The organism is Streptomyces sp. NBC_00654, from assembly GCF_026341775.1.
Taxonomy (GTDB): Bacteria; Actinomycetota; Actinomycetes; order Streptomycetales; family Streptomycetaceae; genus Streptomyces.
Genome location: NZ_JAPEOB010000001.1, coordinates 4,530,991 through 4,548,661, shown reverse-complemented (window position 1 = coordinate 4,548,661; position 17,671 = coordinate 4,530,991). Strand labels below are relative to the sequence as shown.

7 protein-coding genes are annotated in these 17,671 nt (G+C 71.9%); 5 read left to right on the top strand and 2 right to left on the bottom strand.

Features of this window, described 5'->3' with window-relative positions; translation table 11 throughout:
- Window positions 1-64: 64 nt before the first annotated feature.
- From OHA98_RS19335 to OHA98_RS19315, 5 genes are read left to right on the top strand one after another with little or no spacing between them, the layout of a single operon-like run.
- A complete protein-coding gene (locus OHA98_RS19335; protein WP_266927425.1) occupies window positions 65-3,244 on the top strand; it encodes an AAWKG family protein in 3,180 nt (1,059 codons plus the stop codon).
- A 34-nt stretch (window positions 3,245-3,278) separates the two neighbouring features.
- A complete protein-coding gene (locus tag OHA98_RS19330) occupies window positions 3,279-3,776 on the top strand; it encodes a YbaB/EbfC family nucleoid-associated protein (RefSeq protein ID WP_266927423.1) in 498 nt (165 codons plus the stop codon).
- Window positions 3,773-4,153 (top strand): hypothetical protein, encoded by a 381-nt coding sequence (locus OHA98_RS19325; RefSeq protein ID WP_266927421.1) that lies wholly within the window; start codon window positions 3,773-3,775, stop codon window positions 4,151-4,153. Before OHA98_RS19330 ends, OHA98_RS19325 begins: the two co-directional genes overlap by 4 nt.
- A gap of 3 nt (window positions 4,154-4,156) precedes the next feature.
- A complete protein-coding gene (locus OHA98_RS19320; protein ID WP_266927420.1) occupies window positions 4,157-12,811 on the top strand; it encodes a lonely Cys domain-containing protein in 8,655 nt (2,884 codons plus the stop codon).
- Window positions 12,808-13,716: a type VII secretion system-associated protein gene (locus OHA98_RS19315; RefSeq protein WP_266927419.1), complete on the top strand. Its 909-nt coding sequence runs from the start codon at window positions 12,808-12,810 to the stop codon at window positions 13,714-13,716. Before OHA98_RS19320 ends, OHA98_RS19315 begins: the two co-directional genes overlap by 4 nt.
- A gap of 31 nt (window positions 13,717-13,747) precedes the next feature.
- On the opposite strand, the gene OHA98_RS19310 is transcribed toward OHA98_RS19315, so the two are convergent.
- A complete protein-coding gene (locus OHA98_RS19310) occupies window positions 13,748-15,094 on the bottom strand; it encodes an RICIN domain-containing protein (protein ID WP_266927417.1) in 1,347 nt (448 codons plus the stop codon).
- Window positions 15,095-15,161: 67 nt separating this feature from the next.
- Entirely contained in the window at window positions 15,162-17,159 is a 1,998-nt protein-coding gene (locus OHA98_RS19305) for a BTAD domain-containing putative transcriptional regulator (protein WP_266927415.1), read from the bottom strand.
- Window positions 17,160-17,671: the final 512 nt, after the last annotated feature.

Below are 17,671 nucleotides of genomic sequence, written 5' to 3'. Positions count from 1 at the left end.
CCCGGCCTCGTCCCGTCACGTCCCGTTACACCCCGTCACGTCACAACGCCCGGAGAGCTCCCTCGTGGCCGAGAACGTCGTTTACCCCGCAGACTCCGTCGATGACTACTGGCACACCGCCGTACAGGTGCTCACCGGCTACATCATGCCCAAGCGCGAGACCCTGTTCGGTTCCCTGCTGGGCAACGACTCGATCCCTCTGATGCGGGTGGAGTTCTCCGACCACGACGGGGAGCCCTCCAACGCGGTGGTCGACGCCGTGGACGACCTGGAGTGGCGTAGCGACAACTCCGGCTGGCGGGTGGAGAACACGGACTTCGTCGTCCCGTTCTACTCGGGCATGGGCGGGTCGGTCGCCGAGGCCGGGGTGAACACCAAGGTCAAGATGAAGAAGGCCCGTATCACCCTCCTCGGCACCTCGGGTACCGACGACGCGCCCGCCGGCGGCGTGGTGCTGGGCGCGGAGTTCAAGAGCGGTTTCGGCAAGGACTTCCAAGGACAGAGCAAGGACACGGTCTGGAGCAACAAAGCGCTGGCCCAGTACAGCTACGGCGGCGGCAAGGCCCTGGAGCAGTTGCTGTACAACGGCAGCACGCTGCACTTCAGCTGGAACGATCTCCCGGTGCACGACGTGGACGCGGTGGACCTGGAGTCCCTCACCCTGAACGCCCAGGCGTTCGACCGGGTGGCGCAGTTCTTCGCGGCGCGCAGCCGGGAGCTGAAGGACTGGGAGTTCGACCTCGGCAAGCAGGAGGCTTCCTGGAAGGGGCAGGCCGCCGGGGTCTTCAAGGACCTCATCCACGGCCTGGTGCGCACCTATGAGTCCTACAGCGAGCAGTTCCCCGTCTCCGGCACCGTCCACTCCACCTACGGCAACGATCTGCGAGGCTTCCGTACCGACGTCCAGAACGCCGCCCAGAAGCTCCACGGCAAGTGGGACACCTGGCAGCTCCTGACCGGCAACCCGTTGCGCTGGCTCCACGACGTGCTGCTGGACGTCACCGACCACGTCTGGCACCACAACATCACCAAGGTGCGCTACAAGCCGACCTACAGCGGCCGTGGCTACACCACCGGCGGTTACCACTACGTCAAGTACGAGGGTTTCTCCGGCGCGGTCAGTCCTTACGGGAAGCTTGAGGAGAAGGACACCTGGAAGAAGATCGGCGAGGAGGCCATCCGACGCTGGCAGCGGTGCGTACAGGATGTCCTGTCAGCCGCCGGCAAGCAGGCCCTCATCGATGTCGAGAACTCCTTCAACGACCAGAAGTTCCCCGAGAAGGTGAACACCGTGTCGATCAACCTGGCCAACGAGCTCGCCAAGGACCAGGCCGCACGGGACCGGGCCGAAGCGGCGAAGGCGAAGGCCGACGCGGAGGAGAAGGCGCGCCTGGCGAGGGAAGAGGCCGAGCGCAAGGCGGCCGAGGCGGAGGAGAAGGCGCGCCTGGCGAGGGAGGAAGCCGAGCGCAAGGCGGCCGAGGCCGAGAAGCTCGCCCTGCAACGGCAGTTGGAGGCGGAGGCACGCGCCGAACGGCGGCAGGCCGAGGCGGAGGCACGCGCGGCTCGGAAGCAGGCGGAGGCCGAGGCCAAGCAGGCGGAGAAGGAGCGGGAAGCTGAGGCCAAGCAGGCCGAGGCGGAGCGGAAGCAGGCGGAGAAGGAAGCCGAGCAGGAGGCCAAGCAGGCCGAGACCGAGGCCGAACAGGAGAAGAAGGAAGCCGAGCAAGAGAAGAAGCAGGCCGAAGCCGAACGGCGCGCCGAGGAGAAACAGGCCGAGCAGGAGGCCAAACAGGAGAAGAAGGAGCGGGAGGCCCAGGACCGGCAGACCCTGCTCATGAACCAGGCCCGCACCGACCGGGAGCAGCAGCGCAAGGAGCAGGAGGCCAAGCAGGCCGAAGCGGAGCGGAAGCAGGCGGAGAAGGAAGCCGAGCAAGAGGCCCGGCAGGAACGACTCCAGGCCGAACAGGAGCAGAAGGAGCACGAGGCCGAGGCCGAACAGGAGCAGAAGGAAGCGGAACAGGAGAAGAAGCAGGCCGAAGCCGAGGCCGAACAGGAGAAGAAGGAAGCCGAGCAAGAGAAGAAGCAGGCCGAAGCCGAGCAGAAGCGGATCCAGACCGAGTCCGAGTACCGGGACCGGCAGGAGGAGCAGCAGGCCGAGGCCGAGGCCGAACAGGAGAAGAAGGAAGCCGAGCAAGAGGCCCGGCAGGAACGACTCCAGGCCGAACAGGAGCAGAAGGAGCACGAGGCCGAGGCCAAGCAGGAGAAGAGGGAAGCGGAGCAGGAAAAGAAGCAGGCCGAGGCCGAGAAGCGTGCCGAGCGGCAGATGCGGGACCTCGGCTCCGGTGCCGGCCCCCTGGGGTCGGGCGCGCCCGACGCCCCCGTCCCCGACGGTCTGCGGCTGCCCGAGGGCTCCGGGCACGGTGCCGGATACGGCACCACCACACTCAACTCCGACGGCTCGGTCACCATGGACTACCCCGACGGGTCGTCCCGCACCATCGACCTGCCCGGCGGCGATGTGGTCACCACCCTGCCCGACGGCTCCACCGTCACCGACAGCCTGCGTCCGGGCGACTCGATCACCAACACCGACGGCAGCGTCACCCGGCTCGGCGAGGACGGCAGCCTCACCACCACCCTGCCCGACGGCTCCCGCAGCGTCCTGGATCCCGACGAATCCACCCTCACCAACAACCGGTCCGACGGCACCAGGACCACTTCCCCCATCGACCCGGGCCAGACCCTCCCCACCGGACTCGGCGGCGGTGCCCCCGGCGGCGCCGGTCTGCCGGACGGCGGCTCCCTGTACTCGCCCGGCTACTCCGGTGCCGGTTACGAGGAGGAGCTGTACGACCAGGTCCTCGACTCCGGCAGCGGCGGCGGCGACCACGGCTTGGGCTCCGGCAACGGCGCCGGGGCTGGCATGCCGATGCTCCCCATGGGCACGCGGATCAACGGTGCGTCCACCGGTGGCGCGGAGGGGGAACGCGTCCGCGGCGTGGCGGACGACGGCCAGCCCGTCACCACCCGTCGCGCGCAGAGCGGGCGGGGCCAGGAGGAGGTCTCGGTGGCGGGCCGCGGCTCTCTCGCCACGGCTTCCGGGGGCATGCCGTTCATGCCCCCGGCGGGCGGCGGCGCCGGCCAGCAGACCGAGAGCGGCGACCGGGAGCGGTCCTCCTGGCTGGACGAGGACGAGGACGTGTGGGGAACCGACGAGGACGGCGCCCCGGCCGTCATCGGCCGCTAGACGCCATGAACACACAGACCGGGAGAGCGACGGAATGAGCGAACCGATCCAGGAGCGGCTGGCCGAGGCGGTGGCCAGGCTGGAGCAGACCCAGCGGGCCGTCGCCGCCGCCGAGCGGCGGCTGCAGAGCTCCAGCGTCACCGTGCGGTCCCGGGACCGCAGTGTGGAGGTCACCGTCAACTCCCAGGGCCACCTGTCCGACGTGCGCTTCCTCGACGGCAAGTACCGGACCATGGGCGCCTCGCAACTCGCGGCGGCGGTCGTCGAGGCAGCACGCCAGGGGCAGGCCGAGATGGCCCGCACCGTGCTGCACACCTTCCAGCCGCTGTCCGAGACGGTCGGCGGCCGGCCGCACATCGAGGGTTCCGGAGTCGACTGGGGCGACATCTTCGGCCCGCTGCTGGAGACCGTCAGGCAGGGCGCCGCCGGACGCGGCGGCGCGAGCGACCGGTTGCGCGACGCGATCACCGAGGATGACGAGGAGTCCTCGGACGCCCCCCGTCCGGAGGACCGGAAGAAGGAGCAGCGATGAGTTACGGACACGGATCACACTTCGAGGGAGACCCCGCCAAGCTGTCGGCGTTCATCTCCGAGGCCCGCTCGCTGGCCCAGCGGTTCAAACAGCTCGCGAACGGCTTCCCGGCCGCGGTGGCGCCGACCTCGATGTGGTACGGACTGAACGACGAGTACGCCCAGGAGATGGGATCGCAGGCGGACCGCGAGTACCGGTATGTCCAAAACGGCCTGAACCGCCTCGCCGATGGCTTCGACAGCTCCATCGAAGGCCATGTCATGGCGATGCGGAAGATCAAGTCCACCCAGTCCCAGAACCTGGACGACATCGGTCTGCTGCACGGCCGGCTCGGCTCGGTGGGCGAGGGCGGCGGCACAGGCGGCGGAAAGCACTGACCTTTGATCCCCGACAGCATCGAGTTCCCCGAGGCGGCCCGTTACATCCTCTTCATTCTGCTCGGCGAGCTGCCGTTGCAGGCCTCCTCCGACATGGCGTTCTCCAGCGCCGTTCCCTACGACGACAAAGCGGCGCAGGTCCTCGATCTGCGGGGCGAGGTCATCGACCTGCTCAACAAGGTCGACGGGGCGGTGCCGCCGCGGGTCGCGGAAAGCTTCAAGGAGGCGCTGGCCCCGCTCACCGGCGCGGGTGGCTCGGATGTGCTCGGAGACCTGGCGGAACAGATCCGCCAGGTCTCCGACAACCGGACCAAGCAGTCCCAGAAGATCATGGAGTCCAAGTTCGAGATCGTCGCCGAGGCCCTCATCCTGCTGGCCGAACTGGCGTTGATCGCGGCACTCTCGTTCTTCACCGGCGGCCTGTCGTTCAGCCAGACCGCCACGGCCAAGGCGCGTTCCACGGTGGCGATTCTCACCATCATGCAGCGTCTGCTCAACCAGACCCATCTGCTGCCCGCGCTGAGCGAGGCGGTGCAGGAGGCGCTGACCACCCTCGCCGTGCGGCTGGCGATGCTCACCCTCAACGAGGGCAGGCGCCGCCCCGACGGTATCGACGGCCGTGACATTCTCAAGTCCCTCGCGGTGGGCGGCCTCGCCGGGTTCTTCGGCTCCTTCGTCTCCAAGGGCCTCGGCGACATCTTCAAGAACCAGTTCCGGAACTTCGGCGACAACAAGTGGGGCGTCCTCGGCGGAAATGTCTTCCGTAACGCGGCCGGTGAAGGTCCCAGCGAGGGGCTCGCCGAGTTCCTGGTCAACGGGCTCTTCGACAACCGCTGGAAGTTCGACGTCATGTCGATGGCGGGCGGCAGCCTCAGCGCCGTCGTGGAGATGTTCCTCAGCGACGCCCTGAATCACATCACGAAGGGCCTCAACAGCAAGCTCTTCGACGGCCGGAACGTCTTCAGCCCGTACAACCCGCCGCCCGGCCCGGACAACCTCCTCGGCGGCGGAGGCGATGTCGTCGTCCACACCCCGGCACCCACGCCGAACACCCTCACCACCTCGTCCAGCGGTCCCGCGCCGGAGGTCACCACCAGCCGCCCCCCGCCGGGGTCGACGACACCTCCGCCGGTGCACACGCCCGTCCCGCCGGTGGTCCCCGCCACACCGGCGCCGGTGAACACCCTGCTGCCGACCTTGCCCGACGACGCGCTCGACCCGTTCCGCGCGGACAGCCCGCTGCCGGGCGGGGATTCCCCGTACACCGCCACCGGCAGGGACGCCTCCCGCACCATGCCGGCCGTCACCGGTCCCCTCCACCTGCCCACCCGCACCTCGGCCCCACCGCTGTCCACTGCGTCCCCCGGCACAACCACGCCGCTCGGAACGGGCGTTCCCGTACTGCACATGGCGCCCGTCACCACCCCGGTGTCCGCTCCCGGGGCAGACCGCGCTGTCACCGCCCCGGTCTCCGCCCCGGCCGCCCCGGTGACGGCGTCGCCCGTCGCCGGCGGGCGCCCGGAGTCACAGGCGCCGCAGGCCGCCCCCAGGGACACCGAAGCCGCCACGCAGCCGGACACGGACCCGGAGCACTTCCCGGACCGGCACCCCGCCCCCGGTTCCTCCCTCACCGCTCCCGACCGCTCGCCGGGGGAGACACCGGACACCACTCGGCGCACCGGCACCGGCGCCGACGGCCGGCAGGCGTCGGACAGCTCTCCTCAGGAGAACCCCGTACAGGGCAGCGACGGCGCACCGGTCGCCGCGCCCCTCACCCACCAGCCCCCGGCCACCGACCCGGTCCGGCCCGAGCAGTGGCGGCACCGCCAGGAGGCGGCTCCCGCCGGCGTCGTGCACACCGGGACACCCGGAGCGCCGCCCGCCGACGGGACCGGCGCGCCGACGGGGAACAGCGAGCCCGCCACCACCGGCACCGAGGTACGGCGCGTCCAGGCCGACGACGGGCGCTGGGTGCGCTCGCTCTCCCTGGACATTCCGGTCCGCCCGGGCCCCGGCCTCGCCGGTGTGGATCTCGACGACCTGCAGGAGCGGGTCCGCGTGCTGCTCGACACCGAGGTCAACCACGGCCTGCTGCTGCCGCGCTCCGGTGACCAGCTCCATGTGGACCTCTCCGTGCTGGTCGCCCCGGACGCCACCCGGGCGGTCGAACTCTCCGCGACGGACCGTCCCGCACTCTCCGACCAGCAGCACATACGGTTGTACGGCGACGACCCCGGACTCAGTCCCTCCGACCGCGAGCGCCGCCGCGCCGACAACGCCGTCACCGTCCTGCGCCGGCTACTGCGCCACGCGGGCCTCTCCCCCATCGCCGGCCCGGGCACGGGCCCGCTGGTCACGCCCGAGGCGCTGCGGACCGTCGAGTCGGTCACCGATGCCGTTCCCCTCACCGCGCCCGATGCCCCCGCGCCGCCCGGTCCGGACACCGTCCCGTCGGCCGTCCGCCCGTCCCTGGAGTCCGACGGCCCCGGCCTCGGGCCGGGTCGGCCGCACGCGACCGCTTCCGAGTTCCCCGACCGGCCGCGTCCGCTCGTCACGGCCCTGGCGCTGCCGCCGGCCGCGGCACCCGACGCGGACTCCGACAGCGACTCCGGCAGCGACTCGGACTCGGACAGCGACTTGGAACGCGAACCCGGTCACAGCTCCGCGCCCGGGCCGCACACCGCCCCGACGCCGCGGTCCGCGGGCCTGATCCTCAAGCCGCATCCCGACTACATGCTGAATGTCGGAGCCGCCGTCGGCAGCCTGCTGTACGCCATGGGCTTTCCGGCGGTACTGGCCGGCGACGCGCGCGGCCGGGTGCAGTTCGGAAATCCCCGCCCGCTGCTCACCGTGGACTTTCAGCTGGTCGCGACCGGCCTGCCCGCGGCCGACGACATCCGCCGGGAATTGGAGCGGTTGCCGGGAGAGACGGTTGTCTCCCTGCCCGACCAGAACCTCGCCGGGACCGTCATCCTGTTGGTGAACGGCGTCGAGATCCGGATCACCACCGGCACCGCGCCGGCCGGCTTCGATACGGCTCCCGGCTTCACGCTCCCCTCACCGGCCGATTCCCTCTCCGACGCCGCCCTCACTCTGGCCACCGCGCCCACCCGGGCAGTACGCGAAGAGGCCCTCTTCGACCTGTTGTGGGCGCTCAGCCGCACCCCTGCCCACGGCCCCCGTGCCGCCGCGCTCATCGGGGCCCGGGAGGACGCCTACCGCACCGGCGCGCCCCCGGGGGCCGCCCCCACTCTCGCCGTACAGCTCAGCGAAATCCTCGACGCCGCCCTGGACCCCGACACCCTGCACCAGCACGAGGGGCTCTGGGCCGACAACGAAGCCTCCGAGGACGACGAGCCGCGGCTGGAGGACGAGTTGGCCGCCCTCGCCGCAGAACTGCGCGCCATGCCCGAGGTCGTCGCGGATCCGGTCCGCGCGCTCGCCGCCCGACTTCCCGGGATGTCCCCGGCCGAACTCACCTTCGCCATCGCCGATGTGACGCCGGATCATCGCGAACGGCTCGCCGCAGGCCCGGCCCTGGTGGACGCGTTGCGCGACTCGCTCACCCCGGCCGACTTCGCTACGGCCGCCGCCCACCTGATCGTCCAGGTGCCGACCGGCGTCCACGAGCCGGGCGCCGTCCGCAGGACCGCGCGCACGCAGGTTGCCCGAGCGCTGCACGATCCCGTCGTCACGGCTCGTATGGTCAAGCGCGGCTCACGCGTCGTGGTAGTGCCCCGGGACCGGGCCGTGACCTCCCTGGAAGCCTTCCACGACCTGAAACACCAAGTGAACTCCGACGGCCGGTGCTACCACACCATTCGCGGCGTGGCCACACTCCACGCCGCCATCAGCGAGGAGAACCTGCTCGGCGAGCACACCACGATCGGCCACACCAAGAGCCTCCCCGACGGCTACTCGGCCACTTTCCACGAGGTCTCCCACATCGTTCACCGGGTCGGCCTGGACTACCAAGATCTCGGGCTGATCGACAAATCCTACGAAGCCACCCGTAGGTCGGGCGAGGCGGGCGCCTGGCCGGACTGCGCGCTGTACTCCTACGATGAGAAGACAGGCCGACGCAGCAGGCCCAACTACAGCAGCACGAACCAGTACGAATTCTTCGCCCAGCTCACCAATGTCTATCTGCGGGCCAACACGGGCAACGACCCCGTCACCGGGTTGCCCCGTGAGAACGGCGGCCCCGAATGGGTGAAGGAGAAGCATCCCACCCTTTATCACCTGATGCGGCGGCTGTACGGCCCAGGCCCGAAGCACCGCCTTCGGGTCAACCCGGTCGAAGCCACTCAGGCCCAGAACGAAGGACTGGCCCGCGCCCGCATCCTGCTCGGTGACGGCGACGACGCCCCGGCCACCGATACCGGTCCCGTATCCGACCCGGACTCCGACAGCGCCTCGGAATCCGAACCCGATCACACCTTTGCCGCCACGACCGCTCCCCGAGCCGAGATGTACCCCCCGCTGGCCCTGCCGACGCAGTCGGCGGAACCGACCGGGGAGGATAGGGAGTTCACCTCCGTCGACGGTGTCCGGCTGCGGGAGAGCGAGATCGAAGCCGGTCCACTCCCCGACGACCTCGGCGAGCCGCTGGGCCACGCCACCACGGCCCCTACACCGCAGGCACACCGCCGCCGACAGCGCCTCCGCCGCTTCCGCCATCTGGGGGAGCTGGTCCACCTGGTGCCCGCCGCCGACAGCGGCGGCTTCCAGGACGGCCCCGGGGAGCCGGTCGCCACTCCTCCCGCGGCCCTCACCCTCTACGCGGGCCACGGCGAACCGGGCCGCCTGCTGGTGGAGCTGAAGGACGGCCGCACCCTCTGGCTCGACAAGATCGAGGCGGTCCGGTACATCGGCGGACTGCCCGAGGTACGCGCCCTCCCGCCCGGGGGCCGGATCCATCTGGAGGTCTGCTGGAGCGCCACGGACGGCGACCCTGGCCAGCACTACCCGATGCACGCGGAGCTGCCGTACAGCGACGATCTACTGGACGAGACATCACTGGGCCTGCTCCTGGCCAACCTCACCGGTATGGGGGTGGACGCCGCCACCCGTCCGACGGGACTCAACGACGACACCCGCTTCATGCTGTCCTCGGCTCGGGGCGTCCGCGGCCGACGGGTGCTGTTCCTTCCTGAGCCGGACCTTCCGCAACTCGACCGGTCGGCCCGCTCCGGCGGCCTGCACACCGACCCCGGACCGGTACCCGAGGCGACCCGGCACACCACCCTGCGTCTGGTGCGGGCGCTGCGCCTGGAGTACGGGTGCGAGGAGAGCGACCCGGCCCTCGACGATCGCCTGTGGCGGGGCATCACCGCCCTGGAGCGCCTGCGCGCCGCCGACCCCCGGCTTTCCGGGGTCACCCCCCTGCGTACCGATATGTGGGACTTCGCCACCGAGCAGCACACCGGACGGCCCGCCGACCGGGAGGGGCGGACCGCACTGCTCGACCACGCACGCGCCGTCCTCGCCGCCGACCCGGCCGCCGATTTCGGTACCGCGGTCCCCTCCCGCGTCCTCGACGCCACGCTGAACATGCTGGCCGCCGACGGCGAGCCGCTGTCGCGCTATGCCCACGCGCTGCCCTCCGACGCCGCGCCCACCTCGCGACAGTGGGCGTCGACGCTCTGGGCCGCCGCCCGTTCGGCCCAGCGGCTGTTCTCCGACCCGCCCGAAGAGCGGCGGGAGGCGCTGGGCCGCCGGATCCTGCGGCTCGCGCCCGGCACCGAGTGGAACCGCGACCGGCAACAGGAGGTGTGGGCGCTGGTCACCCGCGCGGCCACTCAGGGGGTGGACATCGGCGACACCGACACACTGGCCGCCTACCACCTGGCGGACGGGGGGCTGTTCGGCCCCATGGACCGGCTGAACGGGACGTCCCCCGCCGGGGGCGTCAACTGGAGCGACGCTCCCGCACCGTTCGGTGTCGCCTGGCAGAGCCCGCGGCAGATCGTGCCGGGCCCGGCCGGTACCTCCCCGCGTCCGGCTCCGGCTCCCTGGATCGGCTCCGGCCGGCCCTACCCCCGGATCTACCTGGTCGGCGCCTGCCGCAGGGGCCTGATCGGCCTGCGTCTGCCGGGTGGAACTCAGGTGCTGCTCTCCGAGAGCGAGTTCCTGGCCCTGCTCGACTTCGATCCGGTGCTGCGCACCCTGCCGCTCAAGAACCCCGCGCTGTTCTTCGCCACAGATCCGGCGGCCCCGCTGCCCGCCGGGTTCGCGCGGCGATTCGCCGACCGCACCGGCCGCCCCGCGCACACCGCCGCCGGGCCGATGACGCTGACCGGCCCGGCGGACGCGCCGCGCACCCTCCTGCTGATGCCGGGCCGGCTGCCCGGGGGCCGCGCCGGCTGGGAGAGCGGCCACCGCGGTCCCGCGGCGGGCGCCGCCCACTACCAGGTCTCCCTGTTCGCGCCGGACACCGCCGGGACGGCCGGACCGGCCGAGGAGGCGGCGCGGCAGGTCAAGGAGATCACCGCCCGCCTCAGCCGGTCGATCGAGCGGAACACGCTCCAGACGGCGTCGGATCGCAACGTCCTCGCGCCCGGCACGTGGTGGCCCGAACAGTGGATGGTCGAGGGTTCCGCCCGGCTGCGGAAGACCCTGGACCGGCGGGTGATGCGGGGCGAGGCTTTCGGCGAACAGGACCTGGCCGACATCATGCAGTTGTCCGAGCTTGCTCCGCGGTGGCTGAACGAGGTGGGGATCGGTACCTACGAAGAGGCCGAGGAGTACACCGGGGGGCCGTTCAGGAACTGGTTGGAACTGAGCGCCGGCAGGCGCGTGCTCACCGCGACCCTGGCCGTGCGGCGGAACCACCCGGTCCTCAGGGCCCCGGGAACCCGCACACCGACGGACCCGGCCTACACACTCGGCCGGTTCATGCTCACCCAGGCGCCCATCGCCGCGCCGGACGAGCGGCGGAGCCTGGAGCGGGAGCGCGACCAGCAGATCCGCGACACCGCTGTCGACACTCTCCACCCGGAGGGCATGGCGGCCTCCCGCCGGCACGGCGATGCCGTCCCGGCGGAGGGCACCCCGTTGGGCGAGAGCGGCAGGAAGGCCCCCGACTACGTCGGGAAGGATGCCCAGGGCCGTGAAATGCTCACCAGGATCCTGCTTCTCCTGCGCCACGGGCTTCAGCTCTACAGCCCTCAGGAGGGCCGGCACGTGACGGACCACGGGCAGGACGTCATCCGTGCGCTGGCCCACGGTGGCCGTGTCAACGTACGTATTCCGGCCCTGCGTTCGGCGGACGAGGCAGCCTACTGGCTGCCGCACTTCCTGGGCGCGACCAAGGACGACACCAAGGCGGAGGTCGCGGAGTTCGTGTCCGAGCGGGGGTTCGCCACCCACCGCACGGCCATCGGCGCCAACAAGGGCGACCGGCCGGGCACGTTCGAGGAGAAGGGCGGCGCCAGAGCGTCCGTCACGAACATGCTCTCCGTCGGCTCCGCCCGGCCGCAGCTGTGGGGGCAGGACATCTCCGGCGGCGGACTCGGCGCCAAGGACTGGAACGGGGACATGGTCCTGCCGAACGGCTCGTACGGCCATGTCCTCCTGGTCCACCACCGTCCGACCCTGGAGAAGGACGGCTCCCTCCAGATCGGCGTCGAGACCATCGCGCCCCACGCCGCCAGCCCCGTCGGCTACCGGCACGACTTCCGTTCCACCGAGGCCACCTCGAACCCCGAGTCCGTGCTGCACGGCCACAAGCGGGACAAGATCGGTTCCGGCGGCCTCGGCAGGAACGAACGTTATGTCGACCTGAAGGCGATGGGCGCCTCCCATCCCAGCGGCGACTGGCGCGTCTGTCTGGATGAGATCAAGCAGGACTGGAACCAGGCGCTCATCAGGGCCGATGACGTCTCCGGTGGACGTCGCGCGCTCTACGAGGAGTTGGTCGGTGAGCGGGCCCGGTCGCTCCCGGTGCCGTCCGCCGCCCCGGGCACACTGCTGCGCACGGACGACGGCGGGGCAGTCCTGGACGGCGTCGGGTACGCCTTGCACCCTGTGCCCGGTGGGCCCGGCCGCACCGCCGAGGCCATCGTGCTGACCGCCCTCGGCGACCACCCGGCGCTGGCCGGACCGCTCCCGGCGGCGGAGCCCGACCGGAGCGTCGCGTTCCGCGCCTGGCTGGCCGACGCTCTGTCCGACGGCCTGCTCACCGACGACCAAGTCCCGCCGCTGGACCGGTCGGCGACGGTGACGATGCCACAGCTGGAGCGGGCGGGCCACGACCTGACCGGGACACAGCGTGCCCAGGGCATCCTGCTCGGCAACCTGCTCCCGGCCGCCGACATCGCCACCGGTCCCGCCGTACGGCTGCGGCTGCTGCTGGCCGACCCCGGCCTCGGCGGACCCGGAACCGAGTTGCCGCTGCTCACGCTGCTCACCGCCACCGTGCACGCCCTCGGCGTGACGGCCGCGGTGGCGGAGGAGGACCGTACCGTCGTCCTCTACGGCTCCGCCCCGAACCCGCCCGTCGACCGGCCGTACGTGCTCCTGCTCCGCGACGGCGACGAATGGCTCACCGGCCTCCCCGGGCCCCCGGGCCCGGGCCGCCCCCCTTCCCCTCCTCCCGCCCGGGAGCCGCAGCAGGTACTGGACCACCGCCCCCGACACCCTCCGAGGAACCCGTGAATGACATCCCAGCAGCCACCGGATCAGGGACCGGGGCCGGCGAGGACGCGCCGGCCCCGGTCCCCGAGGAGATCCAGGAGGCGGCCCGGCGTGCCCCCGGCCACTGGCAGGAAGGCGGCGGCGCGGCGGATCCTGCCTCCTCCGTGGGTCCCGGCGTCTCCGGAGCTCCCGGGGAGGCTGCGCGGGAGACGGGCGGCCCAGTGAGGCCGGTGGAGTCGGCCGAGGCCACCGGCGGAGCCGTCCCGCGTGGGCACCCGGCCTTCCGTGAACCCCCTGAGGAGTATGTGTCCGCTGCCCGGCTCGCCCCCCACCACTGGCTGTCGGTGATCGACCGGCACTGGAACAGCGCCGACGGCGAGGGCGCGCCGGCCTGGGCCATGCCGGGCCGCTGGCGCAGCGACGCCCGGGGCGAGATCGTCGAGTGGCAGGCGAACCCCGGCTACCGGCCCTCCCCCGACGCCCACGGCTGGGGCCCGCCGGTCGATCTGGCCGACGCCGCAGTACGTCTGGTGGCCACCGGCTACGACACGGAGGACCTGCTCGCCCAAGTCCTCGCCGATGCCGAGATCGCTGTCTGCGTCAACGCCGAAGGTGCCTGGAGGGTGACCGAGACGCCCGACGGCACGCACGCCGTACCGGTTTTCACCATGTCACCGAGGCCGGACGGGGAGCGCCCGCCGCCGCACCGGGTGATGCCGGTGCGAGCCTTCCTCGACCGGCTGCCCGAGGGCCGGGAGGTGCTGTTCCTCAGTTCCTCCGCCCCGGTGGCCCAGTTGCTGACCGCCGAGGCGCTGCGCACGGCGCTGGCCGACCCGCTCCACCACGAGGCGCCGGACACCGGCACCGGCACCGGTACCGGGCCGCGCCCGGAGGACCTGCCCTCGGAGACCGGTCGTACGCCCTGAATCTCGGCTCACCTCCCCCGGCGCGGTCCGCTCAGGAGCGGGTGAAAACCCATTCGTGGTTGTTCTGGCTCTCCGGCGCGCAGGGCCAAATCAACAGTTGACGCTCCTTCTCGCTGCGACTGTAGGAGTCCAGGCACTGGTTGTTGCTGGCGGCGTTGCGGATCCAGTACTTCCCGTCCGCCCGCTTGTCCAGCCACCAGAGCTGATTGTCCTTCATGGTCCCGTCGCAGGGGTACTCCGTGACCATCGTGGCCTCGCCACCGCCCCCGTAGCCGGGGAGGTCCAGGCACATACCGTCCTTGACATTGCGGATCTGGAACAGTGGCACCCCTCCGGGTCCAGCACTGGTGTAACGCTGCTCCACGTTCCACAGCTGGTTGTCGTTGCTGGTGTTGTCGCACGTGAAGTGATGGACCTCGGTGTCCGGGGCGCCTTTGGAGTAGCCGGGAATGTCCACACAGGTGCCATTGGTGTTGTTCTTGATCAGCACTCGGGACAGCACGGGCGGCAGGTTGCTCGCCGTCCTGCTCTTCAGCTCTCCCTTCCCCTTCCCCTGCTCCGGCTTCGCGCCGGACGAGGGGCTGGGCGGGGCGGCCGGCGAGGCGGCTTCCTCCGCCGTCTTCGGACCGGCCTTCCCCTTCTTGTTCTCCTTGCCGGGCTTCGTCCGCGAGGGGGCGGGCGACTCGGCGACGAAAGCGCCCGCGAGGTCGTCCTCGTCCTCCAGGACGTTCTCGACCGCCGCGGACTTGACGGCCTTCTTGTCCTCGTCCTTGCCGGTCACCATGACCAACAGCGGGATGGCGATCAGGATGGCACCCACCAGAGCGGCGCCGGCCAGCACCGGCTTGCCGGGACGGCCGGGCTCACCAGTGCCGGTTCCGGCCGCGGCGCCGCCGGACCGGGCAGCCGCGGCAACACCCCGGCGGGTGTTCCGCGCCCGTGCGACTCCCGCCGGCTGCCCCTCGCGGGCCTTCTCGGCGGCACTGCTCGCGTCCGCGCCATCGGCTTCCCCGGCTTGGGCAGCACCCGCCCGGCCGCCCTTCGCCTCGGCGCTCTCGGCCTCGGACGCCGTTGACGCCCCGGCCTCCTCGGCGGCCTCGGCACTTCCGCCCTCCGCCACAGCGGCCCCCGTGGCCCCGGACCCGGTGCCGGGGGACGCCGGACTTCGCGTGCTCCCGGTGGACCGCGCCGCTTCCCCGGACCCTCCCTCCGGAGCCGGGGCGGAACCGGCGCGGGGCTGCCCCCTGCCCAGGAGGTCGGCCGCGACGGTCCCGGCTTCGGGTACGGCGGTCCCGGCTTCGGCCGCTACGCCTTCGGCTTCGGCGGACCCCTCTTGCTGGACGGAGGGCTCACCCGATGCCTTGTGCTGGTCGGACATGTACGTCTCCTCTGGTCCCGGCGGCGCTGCCCCGGGGCGGTGCGGGTACGAGATCGAAGGGATCGGTTCAGTGCTCGCCGCTCGGGTCGGTGCCCGCTCCGGTCCGCGTCCGGCGGAGGGCCGCCGGAAGCACGGGCACCAGTGGGCCCGCCGCCCGGAGATGCCCGGCGAGCCGGGCCGGGTCGGCGGCCTCGCGGTCGGTCAGTGCGCGGGCCAGCGCACTGTGCAGGAGCTGCCGCCCGGAGGGCGTGAGGGTGCCGAGCAGTACTTCGTGGACCAGCTCGGGGAGCTGGTAGTGCCCGGCGAGCGGGTCACTGCGGTCGGGGTGCCAGACCAGCAGTCCGGCGGTTACGGCGTCGTCGACCAGCGTCGGCAGCCGGTCGGGGGATGTTCCCGGGAGCTCGGCGAGCAGCCCGAGGTCCAGCCGCCCTCCGTCGACGGCGGTGTGGACGAGGACGGAACGGGCCTCCGCGGACACCCCGGCCACCCGGTCATGAACAATAGTGCCCACCGCGGACGGCACTCGGGCGCCGGGCCCGGTGCGCCGGCCCGGCGGCAGCCTCAGCAGCTCCGCCAAGACGAACGGATTGCCCGCCGCGCGCCTGTTCAGGGCCTCGGCCTCGACCGGATCCTCATTCCGCACCGTGAGCAGCTCGGCCACGTCCTCGGTGGCCAGCGGCTCCAAGCGCAGCCAGGCCGTGCCTTGCCGGGCGAGGTCGGCGAGCAAGCCGCTGACCTGGGGAGTCCCGGTGTCGCGCAGCGCGCACACCACGGCCGCCGGGGTGTCCCGCAGCAGTCCGGCGAGCCGTCGCAGCCGTGTGCAGCTCTCCGGTCCGACTTCGTCCAGGTCATCCAACTGGCACAGCACGGGCGCCCGGCCCAGCTCGTGGGCGAGCGCCTCCACCGGGTCCGGGCGCGTCGCCGCTTCCGCGCCGAGGCCGCTCTCCTCGGGCTCCCGCCGCCTCAGCTCGTCCAGCAGCCGAACCACCGGGCACGACGGCGCGGCCCCTTGGCCGTCGGCGCCCGAACGGCCGCCGCGTACGCGGACGACGCGCAGCCCGGCCTCGGCGGCCCGCGCCGCCAGTTCGTCCAGCAGCCGGGTCTTGCCGGAACCCGCCTCCCCGGAGACCACCGCCCACTGGGTGCCGCCCGCGACCACGGCCCGGAGCAGCCCGTCGAGCTGCGCCGTCTCCTCGGCCCGCCCCACCAGGGGTGGTCCTGTGGGCACCGGGGGCGACGGCGCGGTGGTCAGACGGTGTGGGCCCGGGGCGCCGAGCACGGGGCCCAGGATGTCGGCGTCGTGGCGCAGGACGGCCATGTGCAGGTCGCGCAGTCCCGGGCTGGGGTCCAGGCCCAGCTCTCGGGCGAGCAAGGCGCGGAACCGCTCGTACTCACGCAGCGACTGGGCCGGCCGCCCGGCCGCGTACAGCGCGCGCATCAGCAGTGCCCAAGACGTCTCGCGCAGCGGGGCATCGGCGGTGAGCCGCGTGGCGGTGGGTACGGCGCGGTCGAAGTCGGCCTGTTTGATGAGGACGGTGACCTGGAGTTCCCGGGCGTCCTGACGTGCCGCGTTGAGCCGGGCCTTCTCCCGCAGGGCGAAGGCGTGGTCGGCGGCCTCGCCGAGGGCCGGGCCGCGCCACAGCCCAAGGGCCTGGTCGAGACGTTGCCGGGCCCGCTCCAGGTGACCCTGGCGCAATGCGGTGCGGGCCGCGAGTATGGACTCCTCGAAGGCGGTGGTGTCCCGCGCCTCGGGGGGTATGCGCAGCGCGTACCCGGCTTTGCTGCTGACCAGTACGTCCGAGCGGCCCTGACGACCCGGGTCGAGTGCCGACCGGAGACGGCTGACATGGGCGCGCACCGAAGACGCGGCGGCCCTCGGCTGGTCGCCCTCCCATAAGTCGCGGCATATCTCGGCGAGAGAGACCGGGTGGCCGTCCTGGACGAGCAGCCGGGTCAGCAGCACCCGGCGCTGCCGGGGGCCCAGATCGAGCGCGGTGGCACCGCGCAGCACCTCGACGGGACCGAGCAGGCCGTACCGCATGATGGAACCGTCGCTGGTGTCCATGAGATCCGGCCACCTCCTGAAGTTCTCTCCAAAGCGCCAGGCGCCATACGTATGGGAGTACGTGGACAGAACGCCCGTTCCATCCGAATCGCCCTGACAGCCTAACGTCATCCGCATGAAGGACATGCACCAACAAGGTGCTGTCTGGACGTAGTTGGGACCGTCGGCAATGGTCCTGCGGCACGGTCGTTCCCGCCGTGCTCGAACAGCCGTCGCATCGGCCCATCATGCCCCTGCTTCCGGGCAGGAAATTCGATTCGGACCGCGCTACCCCCGGCGGGTACAGAACTGTGACACGAGCCCTTGCCCGTTCACGCCGCGGGCCCGTCCTCCTTCGGCGCCAAGTGGCCGACGACGTAACGGCATTCACGGGAACGCCCGGTCTCCTCGCGACATCTGGGCCGCGAACGCCGCCGGATCGCAGCGCGGGTGGTTGATCAACGAACAGCACCGTTCCTCCGCGGACGGAAACCCGAAGGCCGGCCCATGGCCATCGCGCTGAAGGGCCTCAA

Coding starts and splice junctions, on each gene's coding strand:
- OHA98_RS19310 (WP_266927417.1), bottom strand. CDS start 15,094: ATGTCCGACCAGCACAAGGCATCGGGTGAGCCCTCCGTCCAGCAAGAG.
- OHA98_RS19325 (WP_266927421.1), top strand. CDS start 3,773: ATGAGTTACGGACACGGATCACACTTCGAGGGAGACCCCGCCAAGCTG.
- OHA98_RS19305 (WP_266927415.1), bottom strand. CDS start 17,159: ATGGACACCAGCGACGGTTCCATCATGCGGTACGGCCTGCTCGGTCCC.
- OHA98_RS19330 (WP_266927423.1), top strand. CDS start 3,279: ATGAGCGAACCGATCCAGGAGCGGCTGGCCGAGGCGGTGGCCAGGCTG.